The 22,952-nt window shown below is 45.0% G+C and carries 19 protein-coding genes; 7 read left to right on the top strand and 12 right to left on the bottom strand.

Features of this window, described 5'->3' with window-relative positions; genetic code table 11:
• Positions 1 to 261 precede the first annotated feature (261 nt).
• Positions 262 to 1,323 (top strand): energy transducer TonB family protein, encoded by a 1,062-nt coding sequence (locus tag ACTXGK_RS23655; protein WP_443516044.1) that lies wholly within the window; start codon positions 262 to 264, stop codon positions 1,321 to 1,323.
• A gap of 69 nt (positions 1,324 to 1,392) precedes the next feature.
• Here ACTXGK_RS23655 and ACTXGK_RS23650 read toward each other — a convergent pair whose 3' ends face one another.
• From ACTXGK_RS23650 to maiA, 5 genes are all read right to left on the bottom strand, one after another.
• Positions 1,393 to 2,535 carry a HupE/UreJ family protein gene (locus ACTXGK_RS23650; RefSeq protein WP_443516045.1) on the bottom strand — a complete coding sequence of 381 codons (1,143 nt, stop codon included), beginning with the start codon at positions 2,533 to 2,535 and terminating at the stop codon, positions 1,393 to 1,395.
• Complete coding sequence (locus tag ACTXGK_RS23645; RefSeq protein ID WP_443516047.1) at positions 2,532 to 3,806, bottom strand: tetratricopeptide repeat protein; 1,275 nt, start codon at positions 3,804 to 3,806, stop codon at positions 2,532 to 2,534. Before ACTXGK_RS23645 ends, ACTXGK_RS23650 begins: the two co-directional genes overlap by 4 nt.
• A gap of 73 nt (positions 3,807 to 3,879) precedes the next feature.
• Positions 3,880 to 4,149 (bottom strand): hypothetical protein, encoded by a 270-nt coding sequence (locus ACTXGK_RS23640; RefSeq protein ID WP_394210877.1) that lies wholly within the window; start codon positions 4,147 to 4,149, stop codon positions 3,880 to 3,882.
• 27 nt (positions 4,150 to 4,176) lie between these two features.
• Entirely contained in the window at positions 4,177 to 5,691 is a 1,515-nt protein-coding gene (locus ACTXGK_RS23635; RefSeq protein ID WP_443516049.1) for a DUF4331 domain-containing protein, read from the bottom strand.
• 163 nt (positions 5,692 to 5,854) lie between these two features.
• Positions 5,855 to 6,499: a maleylacetoacetate isomerase gene (gene maiA / locus ACTXGK_RS23630; RefSeq protein ID WP_443516424.1), complete on the bottom strand. Its 645-nt coding sequence runs from the start codon at positions 6,497 to 6,499 to the stop codon at positions 5,855 to 5,857.
• Positions 6,500 to 6,667: 168 nt separating this feature from the next.
• Here maiA and ACTXGK_RS23625 point away from each other — a divergent pair, with 168 nt between their 5' ends.
• Positions 6,668 to 7,537: an IclR family transcriptional regulator gene (locus tag ACTXGK_RS23625; protein ID WP_443516051.1), complete on the top strand. Its 870-nt coding sequence runs from the start codon at positions 6,668 to 6,670 to the stop codon at positions 7,535 to 7,537.
• Positions 7,538 to 7,768: 231 nt separating this feature from the next.
• On the opposite strand, the gene dctP is transcribed toward ACTXGK_RS23625, so the two are convergent.
• From dctP to ACTXGK_RS23600, 5 genes are all read right to left on the bottom strand, one after another.
• Positions 7,769 to 8,830, bottom strand: coding sequence for a TRAP transporter substrate-binding protein DctP (dctP, locus tag ACTXGK_RS23620; RefSeq protein WP_443516426.1), 1,062 nt, complete (start codon positions 8,828 to 8,830; stop codon positions 7,769 to 7,771).
• A 143-nt stretch (positions 8,831 to 8,973) separates the two neighbouring features.
• Entirely contained in the window at positions 8,974 to 9,549 is a 576-nt protein-coding gene (locus tag ACTXGK_RS23615; RefSeq protein WP_201602438.1) for a VOC family protein, read from the bottom strand.
• Positions 9,550 to 9,676: 127 nt separating this feature from the next.
• The gene (gene fahA / locus ACTXGK_RS23610) at positions 9,677 to 10,966 is read right to left on the bottom strand and encodes a fumarylacetoacetase (RefSeq protein ID WP_443516052.1); all 1,290 of its coding nucleotides are present in this window, start codon (positions 10,964 to 10,966) and stop codon (positions 9,677 to 9,679) included.
• A 200-nt stretch (positions 10,967 to 11,166) separates the two neighbouring features.
• Complete coding sequence (locus tag ACTXGK_RS23605; protein WP_443516054.1) at positions 11,167 to 12,363, bottom strand: amino acid aminotransferase; 1,197 nt, start codon at positions 12,361 to 12,363, stop codon at positions 11,167 to 11,169.
• Positions 12,364 to 12,520: 157 nt separating this feature from the next.
• Positions 12,521 to 13,468, bottom strand: a complete 948-nt coding sequence (locus tag ACTXGK_RS23600) for a LysR family transcriptional regulator (protein ID WP_443516056.1) — start codon at positions 13,466 to 13,468, stop codon at positions 12,521 to 12,523.
• 144 nt (positions 13,469 to 13,612) lie between these two features.
• Between ACTXGK_RS23600 and hppD the strand changes: the two genes are divergently transcribed.
• The 4 genes from hppD (at position 13,613) to ACTXGK_RS23580 (ending at position 17,768) form a co-directional block, all read left to right on the top strand.
• On the top strand, positions 13,613 to 14,728 hold the full coding sequence (gene hppD, locus ACTXGK_RS23595; protein ID WP_443516058.1) for a 4-hydroxyphenylpyruvate dioxygenase: 1,116 nt from the start codon (positions 13,613 to 13,615) through the stop codon (positions 14,726 to 14,728).
• Positions 14,729 to 14,891: 163 nt separating this feature from the next.
• A complete protein-coding gene (gene phhA / locus ACTXGK_RS23590) occupies positions 14,892 to 15,845 on the top strand; it encodes a phenylalanine 4-monooxygenase (RefSeq protein ID WP_443516059.1) in 954 nt (317 codons plus the stop codon).
• A 69-nt stretch (positions 15,846 to 15,914) separates the two neighbouring features.
• Positions 15,915 to 16,256 carry a 4a-hydroxytetrahydrobiopterin dehydratase gene (locus tag ACTXGK_RS23585; RefSeq protein WP_443516061.1) on the top strand — a complete coding sequence of 114 codons (342 nt, stop codon included), beginning with the start codon at positions 15,915 to 15,917 and terminating at the stop codon, positions 16,254 to 16,256.
• 102 nt (positions 16,257 to 16,358) lie between these two features.
• Positions 16,359 to 17,768, top strand: a complete 1,410-nt coding sequence (locus ACTXGK_RS23580; protein WP_443516063.1) for a Na+/H+ antiporter NhaC family protein — start codon at positions 16,359 to 16,361, stop codon at positions 17,766 to 17,768.
• A 66-nt stretch (positions 17,769 to 17,834) separates the two neighbouring features.
• Here the strand turns inward: ACTXGK_RS23580 and ACTXGK_RS23575 are convergent, their stop codons facing one another.
• Positions 17,835 to 18,581: a siderophore-interacting protein gene (locus ACTXGK_RS23575; protein WP_443516064.1), complete on the bottom strand. Its 747-nt coding sequence runs from the start codon at positions 18,579 to 18,581 to the stop codon at positions 17,835 to 17,837.
• Between the two features lie 183 nt (positions 18,582 to 18,764).
• Complete coding sequence (locus ACTXGK_RS23570; RefSeq protein ID WP_443516066.1) at positions 18,765 to 21,041, bottom strand: TonB-dependent siderophore receptor; 2,277 nt, start codon at positions 21,039 to 21,041, stop codon at positions 18,765 to 18,767.
• A 369-nt stretch (positions 21,042 to 21,410) separates the two neighbouring features.
• Here ACTXGK_RS23570 and ACTXGK_RS23565 point away from each other — a divergent pair, with 369 nt between their 5' ends.
• On the top strand, positions 21,411 to 22,913 hold the full coding sequence (locus ACTXGK_RS23565) for a PepSY-associated TM helix domain-containing protein (RefSeq protein WP_443516068.1): 1,503 nt from the start codon (positions 21,411 to 21,413) through the stop codon (positions 22,911 to 22,913).
• Positions 22,914 to 22,952: the final 39 nt, after the last annotated feature.

Below are 22,952 nucleotides of genomic sequence, written 5' to 3'. Positions count from 1 at the left end.
AGCTACTCAACGGTAACTGTCAGTAAGATATAAAAAGCAAGGCATTAGATGTCTTGCTTTTTTATGGGTGAAGAGTAAATATTTAATGTAATAACGATATTAATCGTATAAATCTTGACTATCATATAATCATTTCTTTAATCAATTTGCCAGTTTTAAGAAGGTAAGCATATTAAAAATATAGAGAGTAAGGATTGTTAGATTATTCGTTTTTAATTATTCAAAAACTCATTAAAAAACCCATATACAGGTTTGTTTTTAATGAGTATTCTAATAAGTACTATGATACCCAATCCTTTTACTCGTCCTATTACAGCTTGGATCACCATTGTGGTTATTGTCCTGCATGGTGTCACTGTGTGGGCGATGATGTCCCTAGATAGCCCGCCGCCTATCGATACGAAAAATAGGCCAAAAGCCATTCAATTGGAATTGATAATGTTAGCTGAACCGGCTAAAAATTTACCTAACGCAGAATCCCAGAGCAAGCCTACATCACCTAAATCTTTACCTCCTAAAAAGTTACCAACTGAACCAATAGAAAAAGCTGAACCCGCCAAACCATTGCCAAAGGTAGAGGTTTCTACAGAATTAAAGACAGAGTCAATTGAGCCAATCACAACCAAAGTAGAAGAAAAAAAAGCGCCTACCGCAAAAAGCACGGAGCTGTCTAAAGAGAAATCTGACACAGAAATGCAGCCTACCAATCTGTCATCGGTACAAAAACTGACCATAACAGAATCCAGAAAAGTGGTGAGCACCTCTAATAAAACAAACAGTACAAAAGATAAAGAAGAGGATGATCTGTCTGACATGATACGTAGCGTGACAGAGCAGTTTAATCGCGATCAAGCTGCGCAAAAACGTTCAGCTGCCAAACAAGCCAATCAAAAGCGCGCCGAGCAAGAAAAATGGCAAGCTGATTATGAGGCATTCAGCCATATGCTAGTGATGGCTGCTGATCAAGCTGAAGAGCAAGAAAACAACCAAGATATGGTAGAAGATAAGGTTAAGGAAGACTCAGTCTTTGTTGCAGAGTATGGCAGCTGGAGTGACGGGAAAGAGCCTAGTACCAGTATTCCATCGCTGATATGGCGTAATATTGATCGTCAATTGGGCGATGTTTTTATCGTTATGCTGGAGCTGCACGTTGATACAGATGGTTATATCACTGAGGTGCAAGTGCTTGAGTCGTCAGGTAGTCCTGTTATTGACGCTGTTGCCACCACCCAAGTGAGAGCGGGGCAACTAAACCCTATATCAAACCACGATAAAGTAGTTGATGCCATTGTACCGATGTCACTGGTTTATGAAAGACCTTAATGCCAGCTGTTCATAAGATAACAAAAAAGCAAGACTCAATCTCTCGCAATAATTAACGCGCTATTAAATTTAAAAGGCGCGCTCAAAAAACCACCATAGCGCCACTAAAATACCAATCAAAGACCCTATATAAAATATGCCCCATTTATAAAATTGCGTGTGCCGCAGTAACAATGCTATGGGAAATACCACAGCGATAAATACCAGCTGCCCCAATTCGATACCAATATTGAAGCTCAGTAGTGCCAGTACACGTGCGCTTGTGGCGAGTGGCAAATCTACCAACACATTGGCAAAGCCAAAGCCATGAATGAGACCAAAAAAGAAAGCCAAATAGACAGCTCGTACTCGCAGCATCGGTACCAAATTATTGAGTGCAGCAAACGCAATAGACAATGCGATAACAGATTCAATAAAGCGGGCAGGGATACTGACGATCTGTAGCGCTGCTAAGCTCAATGTGATGGAATGCGCGAGTGTAAATGATGTCGCAATCCAAAACACTTCAAGTAGCGCCGCTTTTGGATTGGCAACGGCAACTAACTGCTTTTGCTTGCGAATGTATACCGCAGGAATGAGCAATACAAATAAAAACAGCAAGTGATCGAGGCCAATGAGCAGATGATGTATACCACTTTTGAGAAAGTTGGTAGCGATCGCGACCCAGCCAGTATCAGCCTGTGAACCTAAGGCATGTTGTCCAACTGTCAGCACTTGCAGGGCGGTATCAGAATCAGATTGTGTCAATATCAGCCGATGATTGGCATCGATACCTGCCAGTATTTGATAATCAAGGTTATCAATTGGCTGCTCGCAGCTTACATGAAAACGGGTATACACGTAGTTAAACCCACCACGGGTATTGATGGCTAAGGGGGCAAAATCTGCTATTTGACAGGCCTGTGATGCGTTTTCTAAGGTTATTTTAGAGTCAATAAGCTGCTCTATGAGCGGCGTTTGTGATTTGACCTCGGCCCAGCTGACTTGATTGTCTTTATTGGCATCGATGTCTATCAATAGCGCCAAGTCGCGTAGGGACAGCTCGTAGGTAGCATCGTACCCGTTATCGGTCGTACTCTTATCGCTGGGTGTAATGTTTAAATACGCTGTGCTTGACTCATGCGCTTGTACTAGGGTGCAAGTAAGCATGAGTAGCAATAAGGTCAAATAACGATAAGTATGGATCCAGATCAGTCTGCAAAGCGTGCTCATATAGTGTCATCCTTATGGGTAGCGCTTGCACCCAAATGCACGGTTGTACTTGTTGGAGCACGCTCTATAGCAGTATTTGTTGTCTGCAGGGTTGAGTCCTGCTGGCTGACAGATTCACAGTTTAAGCACTCACTTATTTTGCCCGCCCGTAGATCGCGCTCCAGCGCTGGATATTCAAATTGCGTGTCTGTGATAAATTGCTGTATCAGTTTGATGTCTTTTTGACTGCCAGCTTTTAATGCGGCGGTAGCATAAAGGACAATGTCGGCTGTTTCACGCTGTTGTTGCCAGTTTTTTTGAGCCAATAGCAGGGCTGAGTCCACTTGATTGGCAAGCAGAGCATAGGTTGCTTGTTCTCGCATATGGGCGTTTTCTTGACGTATTTGCCATACATCAATGCGCTCTTTCATCAGTGCTAAATTTTGCTTAGCTTTGGGGTCATTCAGCTTCATTTGCGCAGTAATGAGGCGCAATAGCAATGCATCTTTATCGGTATGCTCTTGTAGCAAGTCGCGAACTTGTGTGTACTCACCGATACTCAGTAGCCAATCGGCTCGAGCCATAAGTGCTGGTACGGTCTGATCATCTATGACGTCAAATACTTGCTTGGCGAGCGTGGCATCTTGACTACGCAATGCGGCATCTGCTTGAATCAGATAGATCCAGCGTGTTGTCGATGCGTCTAGACCAGGAGCGATAGCGGCCAGCCCACTAAGCGTTTGTTTTGCTGCATCAAGCCCACCTGTCATGCTTTGTATTTGAACTTCGCAGGCCAACTCATAAACGCGCAGGGCAGGGTCATCGAGTTTTTGGCAGTAGTTCATGGCTTCTGTAAATTGACCTTGGACGAGCAATAAAGAAGATAGTGTCAATAACGCATCTGGATGCGCAGCATCTTGACTCAAGATTTGCTTTAATAGTTCTTCTGCTTTGGCAAATTTGTGATCCGATTGAAATGCTCGCGCTTGTAGCATTAGGGTATCTATACTTTGATCTGTGGTCTGATCTAATTGTGCGCGTGCTTGTCCTAACGCTCGCGGATCACCTTGCAGATAGGCGCGTTCTAATAGCTCACTGGTTTGATCAAGGTTGTTTGACCCTGTATCCGATACAAAGTCAGCAGCGCTAAGGTAGCGCGGTGGCGGGGAGTTATCAGGTAGAGTCGCAAGAATTTGTTGATCGTCTGTGGGGATAAAAGGGGCCGCATGAATAAGCTGGCTACTGATGAGTAAAATAAAGAATAATTCGACAAGCGTTTTAATCCAATGCATAAACCGCACCTCAGATCAGTAGATAAAGAAACACCCAATCAGTGGACTGATCAGGTGCTGGAACTGTCTTATATTATAGTGAAGCGTTGGGGTCTTTTATTGCAACAGGCTCTGCCAAATTGGCTTCAGGAAGTATAATTCGATCAATATCCTGAGGCTCATCGGTATCTAAATTATTGCTGGCATCAATCACATCAGACGTTCTTTTGACAGCAAGTTCAGCTTTTGCTTGGTCTACTGCAACATCACTTTTACCTATATTTGACGAACTATCGTTATCATTGAAGCAACCAGAAAGTGCAGCTGATCCAGTGATCAATACGGCTAACATTATATAGCGCATAGTATTTCTCCTTGGTTGAGTTTCAGCTTATTGACTAGTAGCACCTGGATTAGGCGTTTTCAAATAAGGAAAGACCGAGTCAAATTCAGTAGCAGGTTTGAGCGTACCGTCAGTTAATAAAGCTTTACCAGCTTTAGCATCACCAGGGGCACATGGAATAACCTTAGCATCTAAACCAGAATGACAGAGCGCACCCATCGATACTCTCAATGCAATATCAGTGACGTCATCGCCAGGGCGTCGACCATTTGGAAATCCTGCGGTATCTGCACCAGCGTTCGGGCGACCGTCAGTTTGGATACCAGAGATAATACTGAGTAAGCCTAAATCATTTTGATCGTCAGCTGCCACAGCTGCAATATCAGTATTCAAGCGCAGCATATCGGCAGGTACTTGATTTGCATTGATAGGTTTGTTGACAGTAGGAACCCCTGTTAGAAATGCGGTTACTAAATCTTGACGTGGGAAGTTCGTTGGTGCAGGTGCGGTTGGGTACAATGTTTGGATCAATGCTGGAAGCGTTGGATAGAAAACATAATTTTTAAAGTTTGCCACATCATCTTTTGGCTCTGAAGCATTAAATTTATCTTTATCCTTGAGACCAATCACTACTTCGTTCACCAGTGGCATACCCAGTCTTGAAACCTGTGTCCATGCACCGCCTTTTTTGGCAGTGGTACTGATACCAGAAGCAGGCGAAGGGTTCACTAAGGTTGCCTGACGGACACTGGCCGTGGTCCAAGCACCAATCACAGGGTCGTTACCGGTGCTATTGACGAGGCAAGATTTTGGCACTTCCATCGCAATTGAAGTGACGTTTTTGTCCGCTAGTATGTTGGTTCCGCCAGTACGTGAACCCAATGGGTTTAGATTCACTAAGTCAAATACTCGGCCCAAATCAATAGCAAAACCTTCAGCACGTTGACCGACAAATACTCGACCTTTACCACAGCTACCTAGATTTAGAGGTTGAATAAAACTGCGCGCGTATGTAGGGTAGTCTATCTCTTTAAAAGACTTAGTACCGATATAGTCGAATGGCTTATTGAAGTTTCCTAAAGGAGTGCGCGCGCCGCTACGGCGATCGCCTTTGACCATCGTGACATTATAGCTTTCACTCGTTTGTACATTTGCGGCTTGTGAGGCATCGCCAGCGTTAGATAAAGGAATGGCGACCTTTGGCGTAGACGGATTGCCATCTGAGTCAATTTCGATACTGTTTAGGTTTTGAGTGAAATCAAACTGGAAGGTAATGTCTTCGACGGCATCACCGTTATTGTCAATATGAATCTCATAGAGTGCATCTGGATCTAGGGCGAAGTAGTTGGGCCCACCATAAGCATCTTGCAGCGGCAAATAGTTGGCAATAATCGTGACGTAATCTCCCCGATTAGCCTCATAGCTATTGAACATATAAAAGTCAGACGCATCGACTTTTGGGGTTTTGGTGATAGAAGGAGCTTCACGGTGACTTGAGGCAACGGCGCTTGCGCTTACGCACAGTGCCATTGCTGCTATTAGAGCCTTGGTAGCATGTTTCATACGGATCCTTGTAAAGAAACTTTGAGTGATAGGGCGGTTAAGAGTCGATCTCACTTGCAATTACCAGTTAACGAAATAATATCCTTATTAAGTCGTTTTTAAATATACACTCTTTTGCTGTATTGTGTCTATCAATTTATTGGTCTAAATATATTGATATTTATCAAGAATTTGGCGCATCAGGCTGCATCATAGGATCGGCATCTGCAAAGGCTTTTAGAGTGCGGCAATGCGTATCAATAGCGACGATATTAGGATAAGGAGTCAGGTCCACTTCGAAGCGCCGTGCAGAAGAAACCTGCGGAATCAAATAGCAGTCTGCAAAAGTGGGCCTGTCACCATAGCAGAACTGTCCACGGTTTTTATCTGCTGCCAATCGTGTCTCTAACGCTGCAAACCCTTCAGTAATCCAACGATTGCACCATGCAATGACTGCTTCTTTATCTACTGACAACTCATTACGTAAGTACTGTAAAATACGGCGGTTATTAATTGGATGGATATCGCAGCCAATCATCGCACTGAGCGCACGCACATGCATGCGACCAGCGGCATCTTTAGGCAGTAAAGCGTGCTCAGGGTAGGCCTCTTCTAACCACTCCAAGATAGCGGGACTTTGGTATAATAATAAATCGTCCGCTTGTAGGACCGGCACCAGTCCTTGCGGATTAATCGTTTTAAATGCATCCTCTAACTGCTCATCTTGTGCCAGATTGATCGCGATATCATCATAATCTAAGCCTTTTAAATTCAAGGCAATACGGGTACGGTAGGAAGTACCACTGCGAAAATAGCCGTAAAGTGTCATCATTATTTATGTCCTTATTGTGATAGGTTATTTGTATCAAGCTTATGTAAGATAAAGTAAGTATTATTGAGTCGTATCGCTATTAATTTGACCTGTATCTCACCACCAGCTCATTGAGCAATTTAGTATCAAGAAAAAATAATTAAGTACATTAGAGTCGAGCCCATCATGCCAGTAGATAAAATTTTTTTAGATAAATCCGTCACGAGTAAGAACCAGAGTGGCATCCAGTCACTTGAGATTGGATTGTCGATACTAGATGTGCTTATCGATCGCAATGAGCCTATGATGCTAAAGGATATCGCTGAAACCATGCAGATGCATCCAGCAAAATCTCATCGTTACTTGGTCAGCCTCATTCGCAAAAATTACGCTCGCAAGCTTGATGATGGTCGCTACGGGCTTGGCGATAGGATCAATGCGTTGGCAGCATTAGGACATACTGAGCTCAGTCAAAACAATCTCTTGGCGCGTCTCACGCAGGTGGCCAATGAAATCAAAGACACCTTAAATTGCGGTGTACAAATTGCTAAGTGGTTTAGCGAAGGGCCTATTATTATTCAGTCCGTTGAACCAGACAGTCCGATTAGCATTATTACTCGTATCGGTTCACGTATGCCTTTGACGACATCAGCCACGGGGCAATTATTTGCCAGCTATCAACCTGACGCGGTCATTCAGCCATTGGTCGTCGCTGAATGGCAGTCGAGTAATACCGCAGTAGATATGGCAGAGAAGTGGCAGAGTTTTGCTCAGCTGCAAGCCAAGATACGTACTCAAGGCTATGCGACAGTGACGGGCGATATGCTCATGGGTATTAATGCCATTACGATACCTGTGATATTGCCGCATCTTGCCAATAGTGCTGTCAATCTATCAACGAGCAGTGATAAAACTGCTAACGAGTTTCTTAGAGAGAATCTACCGCTAGAATATGCCATTACTATCATCGGAACCACAGAGCAACTGCCAATGAGCGAGCAACAGAACGTGGTTGAGCAAATACTAGCAATCGCACAGCGCTATCAAATAGCATAGCCACAATGTTAACTACAAGCTGATTGGCTATAGTAGAACCTTAATAAAATTAATACAGCATAGGAAACGCGCTCGATTAAACGCTACTTTTTTTGCTTGCTGTGACTGCGTCTCCAGAGGCTGCGAAAAATAGCGTTTAATCTTGCTATACCATTTTTGTAATGGTTTCACTATATCGCGTTATCGCGTCGAGAGATTTATTTACTCATGTTGTCTCATTCAGTCCATTCTCTAAACCACGCAGGCGCTACTTGCGGCTTTTGCTTTTTCGTATACATTATTAGCATCTAGACCAGTGGCATTGACTTCATCTAGATAGTGCTGCGAGCCTTCCGTCAATGGGCCCCTCCAGTCTGGGTCATTGAGTGGGTCAGGAATATCAATCATGATATCGCCTTTTTCTTTGGCGGCAGCCATGGCTTTGGCATTACTGATATCAAATACTTTGGAAACATTTGCTGCCATCTGCGCCCCTGAATTATCATCAATCACTTTTTTGAGGTCATCGGGCAACTTGTCATATTTGTTTTTGTTCATACTGATGACAAAGGTAGAGTTATAAAAAGGAATGTTGGTATGTGTATTGATGAGCTCATCAAGACGAAAGGCTTGAATAGGTTGCCAAGTAAAGCTAAGCCCATCAATAACACCGCGCTGAAGCGAGGTATAAGTATCACTGGCAGGCATGCCAACGGGTGCGGCACCAGTTGCCTCGATAATGTGGCTAGCAACGGCAGAAGGTTGGCGAATACGTAAGCCTTTCATATCGGCTGGCGTACGAATCGGTTTATCAACCGTATGAAGGGCGCCTTGGCCTGTTCCGATGAGCGCAAGTAAGTGAGTATCTTCGTACTCATTTTTGATGACACCCTCATCGTAGAGTTTATGAAGGATACAGCTTTGCTGCTGTGCGGTAGTGGTGATACCGGGTAGCTCTACAATCTGCGTCAAAGGAAACCGCCCTGCTGTATATCCTTGCGCTTGCATACCGATATCAACGATACCTTTTGCAGTCGCATCATAGGTGGCACCCGGCTTACTAAGAGTAGCAGAGGGGTAAATCTCAATCTTTAAACGACCGTTTGAGTCTTCTTCGATTTTCTTTGCCCATGGCTCTAATGCTTCGGTATTGATGTTGTCATTGGCCGTCATAAAGTGTGAAAATCTCAGAGTCGTCACGTCGCCTGTATTGACATCCGCGCTTGAGACTTGTTCATTTTGATCATTGTTAGAGCAGCCAGCCATCGCAACTGAGGCCGCGAAGAGTATGCCTAAAGGGAATTTTACTTTCATCATTGAGTCCTTTCATGATGGTTAAATATGGTTCGCAAGCTATGCCATCTCTTTATTATTTTGAACTGATCACTACTTATCTAATTTCAAAGTAATGATTAATAGATAATGTAAAAAAGGTAGCAAGTAGAAAGACGGCGTAATTATTCTCCGACAGGCGCAACGTCGCGTGCTTCAGCCAACTCATCACTATGCAAAAATTGCGTATGTGCTGGCGCGCGTTTGGTGCGCGACCACTCATCTAGCATGTCTTGCTTGATGGCGTCTGTAATCATCGAGACCTTATCTTCTGAGGTCGGATCGTCATAGGTCAACTCGAGACGATGCCCATTAGGATCGAAGAAATATATCGAGTGAAAGATACCGTGATTGGTCACGCCAATGACATCAATACCTGCGGCCTCAAGATGCTCTTTGGCAACCATTAGCTCATCACGATCTTTGACTTTTAGCGCCAAGTGTTGCACCCAGTTTGGGGTATTGGGGTCAAAGCCCATTTCAGGCTGGTTGGGCACTTCAAAAAATGCCAATACATTACCATTACCAGCGTCCAAAAAGACGTGCATATAAGGGTCAAAGGCTTTGGTTGAAGGTACGTGATCTTCTGCAAATGCCAAGATAAAATCCATATTAAGGTTTTTCTTGTACCACTCGACGGTTTCTTTGGCATCCTTGCAGCGGTAGGCCACATGATGAATTTTTTCAATTTGAAAGCTCATATCAAACTCCTTTTGATAAGGCGTAGCGTGAATGTAAGAGGAACGATGCCCGTACTAATAGACCAAATGTCATGATGGTTCTAACGGCTCAAATCTACTGTCACTACGCCTTTTTTCTATGCCATTATTATTCGTTAAAATCAAAGCTAAGTGCGGGCAGTACTTTGCCTCGTACTTCACCAAACCCAACACGCACGCCATCTTTTTCGCTATAGCCTTTCATAATGACGGTATCGCCATCTTCGATGAAGGTGCGCGACTCACCGCCCTCAAGTGTTACGGGTTTGGTAGCATTCCAAGCAATCTCTAGCATCGAGCCATAAGAGTCAGGCGTTGGCCCTGAGATTGTGCCCGAGCCCATCATGTCACCGACTTCTACTTTACAGCCAGTGATAGTGTGATGCGTCAACTGCTGTGCCATTGACCAGTACATGTACTTAAAATTGGTCTCGCAAATAACTGTCGCTGTTTCTGCATTTTCAGGCAGTAGCTCAACCGACAGATTGATGTCAAAGCTATTATCACTCGCTTTCTCGTTCAAATAAGCAAGCGGCTTGGGTTCTTGGGTTGGGCAAGCGGTGCTAAATGGCGCCAATGCATCCATAGTGACAATCCAAGGCGAAACTTGGGAGGCGAACGTCTTAGCATTGAACGGACCTAAAGGCACATATTCCCACTTTTGGATATCTCGAGCCGACCAGTCATTGAGCAGTACCATGCCGAAGATATGATCAGCCGCTGTATCTACGGCGATTGGTTGACCGATATGGTTGCCTTTGCCCACGACAAAAGCGGTCTCGAGCTCAAAATCCAAGCGCTTACAGGCAGAGAAAACAGGACGGTCATCAGGGTTGGGCTTTAGCTGACCTGAGGGGCGAACGACATCATTTCCACTGACGATGACGGTGCTGGCGCGTCCGTTATAGCCGACTGGCATTTCGGTCCAGTTAGGTAGTAGGGCGTTGTTTGGATCGCGGAACATGGTGCCGACGTTGGTCGCGTGTTCTTTCGATGAGTAAAAATCGGTAAAGCCCGGTACTTGTACGGGCAGGTGCATGGTGACGTCTGCTTGCTTGAATAGCGCCTTTTTTTGCAAGTCGGCATTTTTACGTAAGTCGCTTTTGTCACTAGACAGTAGCGTTTGAATGGTCGTACGCGCTTTTGTCCAATTGTCTCGACCAGAGTCAATAAAGGCATTTAGCGTCGACTGATCAAAATAAGGCCCGCCATTTAGACTCAATAATCCTTCTGATTCTAATACAGACAAGTCTAGTACCTGATCGCCAATGGCAACACCTGCACGGCGAGCGCTATCTTTAGTATCGCTAAAGATGCCATAAGGTAGATTGTGAATAGAAAAGTCAGAGTCAGCAGCTATATCTATAAAAGAGGTGAGGTTATTGTCAATCGTTGACATGATTTGCTCCTTGCTAAAAATATTATTTAATTACGTTATGGTTAATGACTTACGTATAATGTAATTTATTGATATGTTGATTGCAAGTTTTTTGTGCCATGTCTTTTGCTTACTGATTGATAAGACAAATCCTAAGCACAAAAAAAGGCCAAGCAATCGCTCAGCCTTTTTTCATTTCTTAGTCTGTACTTCTGATGAATTTAGTCTTTTAAAACGTCTGCCATCGCATTGGCGACATAGTCGATGTTACTGGTATTTAGGCCAGCTACACACATACGTGAGTTAGATACCATATAAATACCATACTCGCTTTGTAGGCGCTCGACCTGTTCAGGTGTCAATCCAGTAAAGCTAAACATACCGTTTTGACGGGTGATGTAGTCGAAGTTACGGTTAGGGATTTTTGCTTCTAGTACCGATTTTAGCTTTAGGCGCATGGCTTTGATACGGTCGCGCATGGCATAGACTTCACCAACCCACTGCTCATGTAGTGCTTCATCGTTCATGACGATATCAACCACATGACCACCATGTGATGGCGGGCTTGAGTAGATACGGCGTACCATCGCATTTAGCTGACCAAATACGCGTTCGGTTTCATCTACAGTGAGACAGACGACTGATAGACCGCCAACGCGCTCGCCATATAGCGATAGGTTTTTAGAGAACGAGTTGCTGACAAACAGTGGCAAGCCCATCTCAACGGCTTTTCGAATAGCGTAAGCATCGCTGTCCATGTCTTCGCCAAACCCTTGATAAGCGATATCCATGAATGGAATCAATTCACGTGCTTTGATGACGTTGAGTACCGTGTCCCATTGCGCTTGAGTCAAATCCAGCCCCGTTGGATTGTGGCAACAAGGATGTAGCAAGATGACATCGTTTTTGTTCAATGTCTCAAAAAACGCAATCATCTCATCAAATTTGATGCTGCTGTTGGCTTTGTCGTAGTACGGGTATTTACCGACTTCAACGTCAGAGCCTTCAAAGATAGCGATATGATTGCCCCATGTCGGGTCGCTCACATAGCACTTAGACTGCGGGAACCATTCATGGATAAACTCAGCGCCCACTTTTAGCGCGCCAGAACCACCGATAGTGGCGATGGTCGCGACCAAACCGTCTTGTAAGATTTGTGCGTCTTTACCGAACAGTAACTCCTGACAGCCTTTACGGTGTCCAGGCAAGCCTGCCATCGGTAGATAGGGACGCGGCGCGATAGGATCAGCGATACGCGCTTCGGCTGTTTTTACACAGTCGAGTACAGGCAGTACGCCGTTTTCATCATAATAAATACCAATGCCCAAGTTGACCTTGTTAGGATTGCTATCTGCTGAGTATTTTTCCATCAGACCCAAAATTGGATCGCCAGCGTAATAATCGATATGTTCAAACATGCCATTTCCTTATAAGAATATAAACCAAGCAGCCGAAAATCATAGAGCAAATTGACGATGAACTCAACATGAGAGTGGGTTATCTTGAGCAATTAATAAAATAAATCACCAAATATCTTGTCTCTTTATCTGGCAGATGAGTTTGTGGCGTGATGCATCACTTAATCGACAGTGTTTCAGGCTGATGTAAGTCGTGATAATGGGTGGCAAAGTATGTTTGCAAAAACTGCTTAAAGGCGATGGTCGCAGGAGACAGCGCCCGCGAAGCACGCTGATAGATAAAGAACTGGCGCATTTTTATAGGCTGCGTCAGTGGGCGCATTTGTAGGCCATTAGCGCTGACCCAATCGATGACCTCAGGCATATAGGGGAGGCATAAGGTAATGCCAAAGCCTTGGCGGGTCATCTCAAGCGCGGTGGACATAAAATTGACTTTGTAGCGCGCTTGCTGAATCTGAGCGGCGATAGAGTCATCCAGCTCGGCGGTTACTTGCTCAAGAAATGGACCTTGTAGGGTAATAAGCGGAATATCTAATAAATCCTGCCAAGTGATTTCGGTTTTTTGCGCCAGTGCATGGTTGTCTGGCATAACCACGCAAAATGGCAGCTTGTATAACAGATCGGCACCGATATCATCTTCAGTTTCTATAAAACCCAGCTCAGTCCCAACCCCCAAATCGACCTCAATATCTTGAACATGCTTGAGCAAATTCTCTGCTGAGCAATCCAATAGTGACACGCCGATATTTGGATATTCCTTGGCAAATTGCGCGATGACGGCAGGCAGGGAGGATGCTGCAAACTGCGATACCGCTAAGCGCACCTGACCTTGCGCCAAGCTAGTCAAGCTGCTCGCTTCGTTTTCGAACAGCTGCATCTCATTCAAAATACGCCGCGCTTGTGGCAGCAAATGCCGTCCCACTGCCGACAAAGACAACTGGCGGGTAGTACGGTCAAATAACACGATGCCGAGGCCAGTCTCTAGCTCTTTGATTAATCCGCTAACAGCAGATTGGGTCAGATACATCTGTTCGCTGGCACGGGTAAAACTGCCGTTGTCAGCGACTTTGATAAAGGCGGTCAATTGGCGAATGCTGATATTCATAAGTAAACCTGATAAATAAATCATAAAAAACAATTAGTCTTATAAATAAAGCTAATCTAATATAAATACAACGTCAACAATAAAGATTGATTACCAATCGTTTTATCGACTTTTTATCACCAATTGACATTAAGGATGATTGCAATGGCAGATTTATTTGATAACCCAATGGGACTAAACGGGTTTGATTTTGTCGAGTTCGCTTCCCCTCAGCCTGATGCGGTCGACGCATTATTCAAACAGCTGGGATTTGCACATATCGCCAATCACAGATCAAAAGACGTGGCGCTATATCGCCAAGGTGACATCAACTTGATCCTAAACCGCGAGCCAAAAAGCCAAGCCAGTTACTTCGTTGAAGAGCATGGCGCTGGTGCTTGCAGCATGGGATTTCGTGTAAAAGACGCCAAAAAAGCCTATGAGCGTGCTGTGGAGATGGGCGCGCAGCCCGTAGACGTGCCAACGGGCGTGATGGAGCTGAGACTGCCAGCGATCAAAGGTATCGGCGGCTCACTGATCTATTTAATTGACCGTTATAAAGACGGCGAATCTATCTACGATGTCGACTTTGAGTTCTTTGCAGATGTGGATAGAAACCCTGTCGGCTATGGCTTCAAAGTCATCGACCATCTAACACATAACGTCTATCGCGGACGCATGGCGTACTGGGCAAAATTCTATGAGCGCATCTTTAATTTCCGCGAGATTCGCTATTTTGATATCAAAGGCGAGTACACGGGGCTGACCAGTAAGGCCATGACAGCACCGGATGGCAAAATCCGTATTCCGCTCAACGAAGAAGCCAAGCAGGGCGGTGGACAGATCGAAGAGTACTTAATGCACTTCAACGGCGAAGGGATTCAGCATATTGCTTTGGCCAGTGATGACTTGTTTGCCAGTATCGATATGCTAAAAGCCGCTGGCATTCCACTTATGACTGCACCAAATGCAGCCTACTACGAGATGCTTAGCGAGCGCTTGCCAAACCATGGTGAAAACGTCGCTGACTTGCAAACGCGCGGTATCTTGCTAGACGGTACAACAGAGGGCGGCGCACCGCGTCTGCTACTACAGATTTTCTCTGAGACCATTTTAGGCAGCCCAGTATTTTTTGAATTTATCCAGCGTAAAGGGGATTATGCAGACGGTTTTGGTGAAGGTAATTTCAAAGCATTGTTTGAATCAATAGAGCGTGACCAAGTGCGTCGTGGCACGGTCGGACAGCAAGAGACCAATCAACCAGAAACAGAAACGCCGTAGATCACACTACATTTAGAAAAAATTTAAAAAACAAACGGACAAGGCAAAAGGAGTTTGGCTTGTCCTTAATAGATACACTTTAACAGGTACTTTTTAATAGATACGTTACTGACAAGTATAGATATAAAGGTAACGTACTCACTGCGATAAAAGGAACACAGGCATGGAACGCCTCTCACAGATAGATTCTCCTAATACAGCCATCGGTGCCAATAGTTCTGTGGCCAATCAGCAGGGCAACGATGCATCTACTCATCATAACGCGACCGATAAAAAGCAGCCCTATATCTCACATCAGCCTGATGCCAATGGTCATATTCATTATAGTGATGATGAAAATGCAATGTGGCAAGCGTTGCTTACGCGTCAAGCTGAGCAAACTCCCAATCGTGCTTGCTCCGCCTATCTAGAGGGTCTGACTAAGTTAAATCTACCGACGACATATATCCCACAGTTGCATGATATTGACGAGGTATTGCAAGCGACCACCGGTTGGCAAACCGCGGCGGTGCCTGCATTAATCAGCTTTGGTAAATTCTTCAAACTGCTCGCCAATAAATCCTTTCCTGTGGCGACGTTTATTCGCCGATTTGAGGACATGGACTATATCGAAGAGCCGGATATTTTTCATGAAATCGTTGGACACTGCCCGCTATTGACTCATCCAGCCTTTGCAGCTTTTAACGAGACGTATGGCAAGCTTGGTCTTAGTGCAACCAAAGAAGAAAGATGGTTTTTAGCACGGCTGTATTGGTTTACCATTGAGTTTGGCTTGGTCGGAAATCGCGTGGAAAACCGTAGAATTTATGGCGGTGGTATACTAAGCTCGCCTTCTGAAACCATCTATGCGCTTGATCGGACGCCGCAAGAGCTTTCAATCGCTCAAAATAAGCCGCAATATCAACATCAGTCTCAACCTGAACACCGAGCATTTGATTTGCTTGATGTACTGCGTACGCCTTATCGTATTGATCAAATACAGCCGATTTATTATGTGATTGACGAATTAGATACGCTATTTGATATCGTTGATAGCGACATCATGGGTACGGTCAAGCAGGCGATGTCACTTGGGTTATTTGAGCCGACCTATCCAGAAAAACCCGTTAAAACTTAAATGTAAACACGAATGTACGAGTATTAAAAAAACAGTTATTAAAAACAAACAACTTAAAAGGATTTTATTATGACAGCACTATCACAGAACAGTTGCGAAGCCTGCCGCATTGGCGCACCGAAAGTCGACGATACCGAAGCACGCGAGCTATTACCACAAATTCCTGATTGGTCATTGATTGAGGTAGATGGCGTCCAGCAATTGCAGCGTCAGTACAAATTTAAAAACTTCGTCGCAGCAATGGCATTTGCCAATCAACTGGCAGACATTGCTGAAGCAGAAGGGCATCATCCCGGTATATTGGTAGAGTGGGGCAAAGCGACGGTCACATGGTGGTCACACAGTATCAAAGGTCTGCATCGTAATGACTTCGTCATGGCGGCTAAAACCGATGAGTTACTTGATAAGTAACTCGTAACCCATTCGGTTATTCACTAGCAAACCAGTTCTCTAACGCTCCCAAATTCAAACCCAATCTAATGCCAGCCTGAGCTGGCATTTTAAGGATGTGTCATGCCACCAAAGCCGCTCACCCAGATCAGCGCCAAGCTCGCCTTTGTTATCTCAGCCATCGTCATTGCCATCATGGGCGTTACCATGATTGGCTTTGGCTGGGTACCGCACCTGTCTCTCATCTTGGCCATCTGTGTCCTACTCGCTATTGGTATGGTTAAAGGTCTCAGCTTTGATGACATGCAAGCACAAATGGCCTCAGGCGTCATGCGCGGTATCGGTGCCATCTATTTGTTCTTCTTTATTGGTCTCATGGTTGCGGCCCTCATGATGTCAGGGGCCATTCCTACTTTGATGTACTTTGGCTTTCAGCTTATCTCTCCTGAATATTATTATATCTCTGCCTTTATCCTCACCTCTATTATTGGTATCGCTTTAGGTAGTAGTTTGACGACGGCAGCAACACTTGGTGTGGCCTTTATTGGTATGAGTAATGCCTTTGATGCCAATGTCGCTATAGCAGCGGGTGCGGTGGTATCAGGTGCGTTCTTTGGTGATAAGATGTCGCCTTTGTCTGATACTTGTACGATTGCGTCCTCTGTGGTGGGTATCGATCTGTTTGAGCATATTCGTAATATGATGTATACGACAGTCCCTGCGTGGATACTCACGGTAATTCTGTTCTGGTTTTTCTCAGGGCAGACGACCAGTGCTGATCTGAGTCAAGTGACTGTCTTACAAGGTCAACTGATAGACAGTGGTCTGGTGCATGGGTATTCAGTATTACCCTTTGTGATATTGGTGGGGTTAGCCCTGTTTCGGGTCAATGCGATCTATACGATTATCTGTACCATTGCCGCAGCGCTGATCATTACTTATATCCATAGCTCACCCAGCTTTGGTCAATTAGGTGGTTATCTGTTTGCCGGTTATGCACCTGCTGAGTCATTAGAGCTGGGTGAGGTGGGCGGTATGCTATCGCGTGGCGGTGTGCAGAGTATGTTCTTTACTCAGGCGATTGTGATACTGGCATTGAGCTTAGGTGGTCTGTTAACGGCACTGGGTATTCTGCCAGCATTACTGTCTGGTATTAAAGACACGCTCACAACATCAGGACGGGCTATCTTTGCGGCCGCGATGTCGGCACTGAGCATTAATGTGCTGATCGGTGAGCAGTATTTGAGTATTTTATTATCCGGTACGGCGTTTCGGTCGACGTTTGAGCGTCTGCACTTACATCCGAAGAATTTGTCTCGAACGATTGAGGATGCAGGAACGGTGATCAATCCACTGGTGCCGTGGAGTGTGTGCGGGGTGTTTATCAGTCAGGCGTTAGGGGTGCCGGTATTAGAGTATTTGCCGTATGCGTTTTTCTGTTATTTGTCATTGCTATTAACACTGCTGTTTGGCTTTACTGGAGTGACGATTAGCCGAGTGGAAAAAGAAGGGAAAGTTGTCGAAGCACAATAAATGATGATGTATAAAAAAGGCGTAGTTCATATGAGCTACGCCTTTTTTTGACTGTAAAATCTGTATTTATTGATCTGCCGTTTGGGCGTCATCGCGCTTCACCACTTTATGCTGATCCTCTGTGCTATCGACTTTCCAATAACTAGACACATATAAATGCGTCTTTGGTACGTCGCGCTCCACTTTGAAGTATTGACGTAATACACGCATACTATGGAATTCGCAAGCCGCCCAAACCGCAGGCTGTCCCTCAAGCCAAGTCAGTGATTTAACGCAGTCAAGTAACGGGCTGCTGTCTGCATTTGGATGGTTGTTGACCACCCAGTGAATCTCAACGTTATCTGGTTTTTTGAGTGATTGCTGGTCTGCCTCAGTCGTCACTTCAAGTACGGCATAGCCGCGAGCATCGGTAGGCAATTGTGCCAGATTGACCGTGATCGCTGGTAGCGCTGTCATATCACCGACCAATAAAAACCAATCGGCGTCATTGTTGATGAGTTTTTTTGGCCCAGGTCCGCCAACTAATACTTGATCACCAACTTGAGCATTACGCGCCCACATCGATGCAGGGCCTTCAGCTTCATGTAATGCAAAATCAACATCTATCTCATCATCACGCTGAACGCTGACGGTATAGGTGCGGACCAATGGCCGAGCATCCTCACCTTGAGGAAACATCAGTTTGATATAAGCACTTTCTTGATCTACGGGAAAATCATTAAGTCCAGCCCCGCCAAGCGTGACGCGGCACATATTTGGGGTGAGGTATTTGCTACCGATAACATCGAGTAATCTAGGGGTAGGTTTTGCCATTTGCTATGTCCTTCTTTTGTAGCATGTAACGATAGTGCGCAAAGCATGGTTTATTGTCGTCTGATAGCTTATAAGGCTAGCATATTGCTTTGATGATCGACTATCTTAAAAATGTATAGGTAAAAATGGTTTTAGAAAGTGGATGATGTTATTAATAACCATCTTAAGTTTAAAAAATCAAGTTTAAAAACTGGCTTTTAGGCTGACCGACATTTGACGCTCAGGCCCCATCCAGCAGTTCTCGGTATCATAACAAGCACCAACATAGGTCTTATCAAACAGATTGTTGATACTCGCGCCGACAGCGAGCATGGGGTTGATCTGATAATTACCGCCAATATCGACCAACGTCACGCTTGGCAGCTCATCTGAGTTTTGCTTGTCGATCTGTATGCCGTCTTCGTAGCGAATGCCAGCATTGAGAGTGAGCTTGTCTGTCGCATAGTAGTCGGCCCATAGCGTGGCTTTGTGCTTGGCCGTTTGGGCAGGGGTGTTGCCGACCACATCAGGGTTGAACTCATCTTCGGTAATCTCAGCATCGGTGTAGCTGTAGCTTGCCGCGAGATCTACCCAGTCATTGAGCATGCGACTGCCTGATATCTCAACGCCTTTTGACTCAATCTCACCCGTTTGAACTTTCTGTCGATAGTCAGCGGGGTTGGTTACGATGACATTTTGCTGTCTGATATCAAACACTGCCAGCGTTCCTTTGGTCGCACGATCTGGAGATAGATATTTGACGCCAGCTTCGAGCTGATCAGCCGTTGTCGGTTCAAAGGGTTTATTGGTAATAAAGTTGCTACCAACAACGGGTTGGAATGACTCTGAATAGCTGAAAAATGGTGATAAGCCATTGTCAAAATCATAAATAGCAGCAAAACGGCCACTGGTCTCTGATGCATCATTACCAAACGTCTCATTATTATAAACGGCACCTTGAGAGGCGTCAGTTTGCTTAGTCGTACTCTCGAAGTTATCGTGACGCAGTCCGGCGACCACGGTCAAATCTTGCCACCTCATTTCGTCTTGCACATAGAATCCAAGCTGGCTTTGTTCGATATCTTGTGTCTGACGATAAGTATCCAGCGGTAGCGTAGCCGTATTTATCTGTGAGAAGTCTGGATTAGACAGGTCAAGATTTGGCGTACCATTTGCGCCCGCATCATAATAAACCGCATTGCTATCTGTCTCTTGATACTCAGCACCAAACAATAGATTATGTGAGGTGTTGGCAGTATCGAATGTATAGGCCAGTTGGTTGTCCGTGGTCCAGTTATTCATGTTCTCATCCGTGGTATAGGCCACGCGATTGAGAATCGTGTCACTACCTTCTACAAACCCTCTATTATACATATTGCGTTGCTGCGCTTCGGCATCGGTATAGCGCGTGATGTGTTTAAAGGTGAGGTTATCATTGATGTCCCAGTTGACGGTGACGCTTGGCATGAATACTTCTTTACTAAAGCGATTCCACTTGTCGCCTGCATAGGCATTACTACCCAATTTGCCATAGCTTGCCTTGTAGACGGTGCCGACAGCAGGTAATGGGGTAGAGGGCACCATCTCTGGATCGTCTTGATAAAACAGGTTAGCAAGTACAGACACATCATCAGTCGCCTGCCACTCAAGCGACGGGTTAATCAACAATCGCTCTTCTTCTGTGGTCTGCATCTGACCATCTTTTTGGCGTTTTAGCGCGACTAAGCGATAGTTCAAAGTGTCCGTAATAGGCCCCGTACTATCGACGGCCACTTCTTTTAGGTTTTGATTACCCAGTCGTAGCTGTACTTCATTTTCTTGCGTACCTTTAGGGGCTTTGGCGACTTGGTTGACCATACCGCCCGGTGAAGCATAGCCGTATAGCGAGGACGCTGGCCCTTTTACCACTTCGACCGCTTCAGTCGCATAGACATCGACTTGTGGCATCAAATTCCAAGCGCCATCGTAGGGCAGTCTGAGTCCATCATAAAAATTTGAGTAGGTTTTAAACCCGCGGATGTTGTACTCATCAAAGATAGAGACCGTGCCACGACTCTCAGTGCTCACGCCTGGCTCATAGCGTAGAGCAGCATTGACACTATCCGCTTGGCGTTTTTGTAAAAGGTCTTGATCAATTCTGGTATAACTCATTGGTGCATCATTGGGGTCTAAGGCAGTTTTGGTGCCCGTACTGCGATAGCCATCTGAATAAACGGTAATTGTATCCAAGGTAGCTGATGGCCCAGTAACCTCAGTAGTCTCATTGTTCTCAGCTTTATCATTGTTAAGCGCGCTTTCAGTGCTGGTATCAATGCTATGGTCGATATTGGCTTCAATGTTGTCTGCGCTGTTATTTTTGAGGCTATTCGATATATTTTCAGCATAAGCCGAGTGACTTAGACTCATTGCTAAGCCCAGTTGCACTGCTAGCGTTAAACGTTTTTGACGACCAAATCTAGACGTTGAGACAAAGCGCATCATATTTCCTCGTGAGTTGTTATTAGATGTCGAAAGCAAAAGAAAAAGAATAATAACATTAATGATAATAATTATCATTTAAATTTTACAAATAAAGCGCTTTTAGAGAGACTGCCGCTTAGCAAGAGCTATACTGAACGGCTGGAGGTAATAGATGTGTGGGGGAATTTATATTTATAAAAACAGTAGCTTAAGATTAATAATGCTATATCAAATGATAATTAGTGTCATGACCGATGGTGTTTAAATGACTTTTCTCGTATCATGCTCGCGTATATCTGAGCGTAAGTAAATAAGTGAGTAGTGTTAAGTACCGCTATTGATAGATCTATGTTGTCTATCGAGCCATCAGAGTTGCTAAAGGTCATATTTATGAACGAATCCATACGTCAATCTACCAACAACCAACGCTATTTTACGGTATGGCGTTGGCATTTTTATGCAGGAATGTTTGTCGCGCCTTTTTTAATCATTTTAGCGTGTACCGCCCTCGGTATGCTGTTCATGTCCAATACCGCAGGCCGTGATAATGACCGCTTAACTGTCGCTATGCCAGAATCGACGGTTCAGGCTCCTATTGCGACGCAAGCAAAAAACGCGCTAAGCACGCTACCTGACAGTACACTGATAAAATATATTGCACCGCGTGATACGGATACGGTTGCCTTATTTCAGATCAAATCAGTAGATCACGATAATATGGTGGCAGTGAACCCTTATACTGCCGACATTGTTGATAGTCGTCCTGTCAATAGCAATCTGTACTATACCTTTGACAATATTCATAGTGATTTGCTATTGGGTAAATTTGGTGATTATCTGTTAGAGACGGCTGCTTCATTAACCATTTTGCTGATATTGTCTGGCTGGTATCTATGGTGGCAAAAACGCAGATCAATCAAAGCCATGCTTATTCCTAATGACACTGCGCCTAATAAGAAAAAACGCTCATTTATCCGCACGATTCATGGATCACTCGGTAGCTGGATATCTGTGTTGCTGCTGTTTTTTTGTATATCAGGTATGGCGTGGGCAGGTGTATGGGGCGAGAGAGTCGTGCAAGCATGGAGTCAGTTTCCTGCAGGGAAATGGGGCGTGGCACCAGTGCCTGTCTCTATCGACCACAGTCAGCATCACGCTGGTATGGATATGGACAATGCCAATGCTGTGCCACACGTTCATGGGTCGACGCCCGCTGTCGTACCTACGCATGGCAGTGTCTTGAACTCGGGTACAGCCAAAGAGGTTCCTTGGGTGCTCGAGCTAACACCGATGCCCGTATCTGGCACGACCATGGGGAAGGATGGTATTGCGCCTAATATACCCATTATGATTGATACCGTAGATCGATTTGCTCGTGAAATTGGGTTTAACGGGCGTTATCAATTAAATCTGCCCCAAGGCAGTACTGGCGTCTGGACGATTAGCCAAGACTCCATGAGCTATGATATGAAGAGCCCAACGGCTGATCGCACGGTACATATCGACCGCTATTCGGGCAATATCTTGGCGGATATACGCTATGATGATTACAATGCTTTTGGTAAATTTATGGCGGCAGGTCTCGCGCTACACATGGGTACGCTCGGCTGGTGGAGCTTACTGGCCAATGTGCTGTTTTGTCTATCGGTGATTGCCATGTGTGTGAGTGGCTACGTCATGTGGTGGCAGCGTCGTCCGCGTCATGCCAGTGAGCATCGCGGGCTCAACCCGCCAGCACGTGGGCAGCGTTTTACCGTTTGGTGGCCGCTCGCCATTCCTTTACTGGTTGTGGCTATCATATTCCCAACCGCCATTATTGCGATTGTAATTATTGCGCTATTGGACTTTTTAGTGATTTCTCGCGTTGGGTTTTTGCAGAGATTATTGAAGTAAATAAATGGTGCAAAAAGTTATTATTATTCAAAAAAAGCG

This window comes from Psychrobacter sp. T6-5, assembly GCF_052258485.2.
In the GTDB taxonomy this organism is placed as follows: domain Bacteria; phylum Pseudomonadota; class Gammaproteobacteria; order Pseudomonadales; family Moraxellaceae; genus Psychrobacter.
The sequence above is the reverse complement of the archived record's forward strand: the minus strand, read 5'-3'. Positions and strand labels throughout refer to the sequence as shown.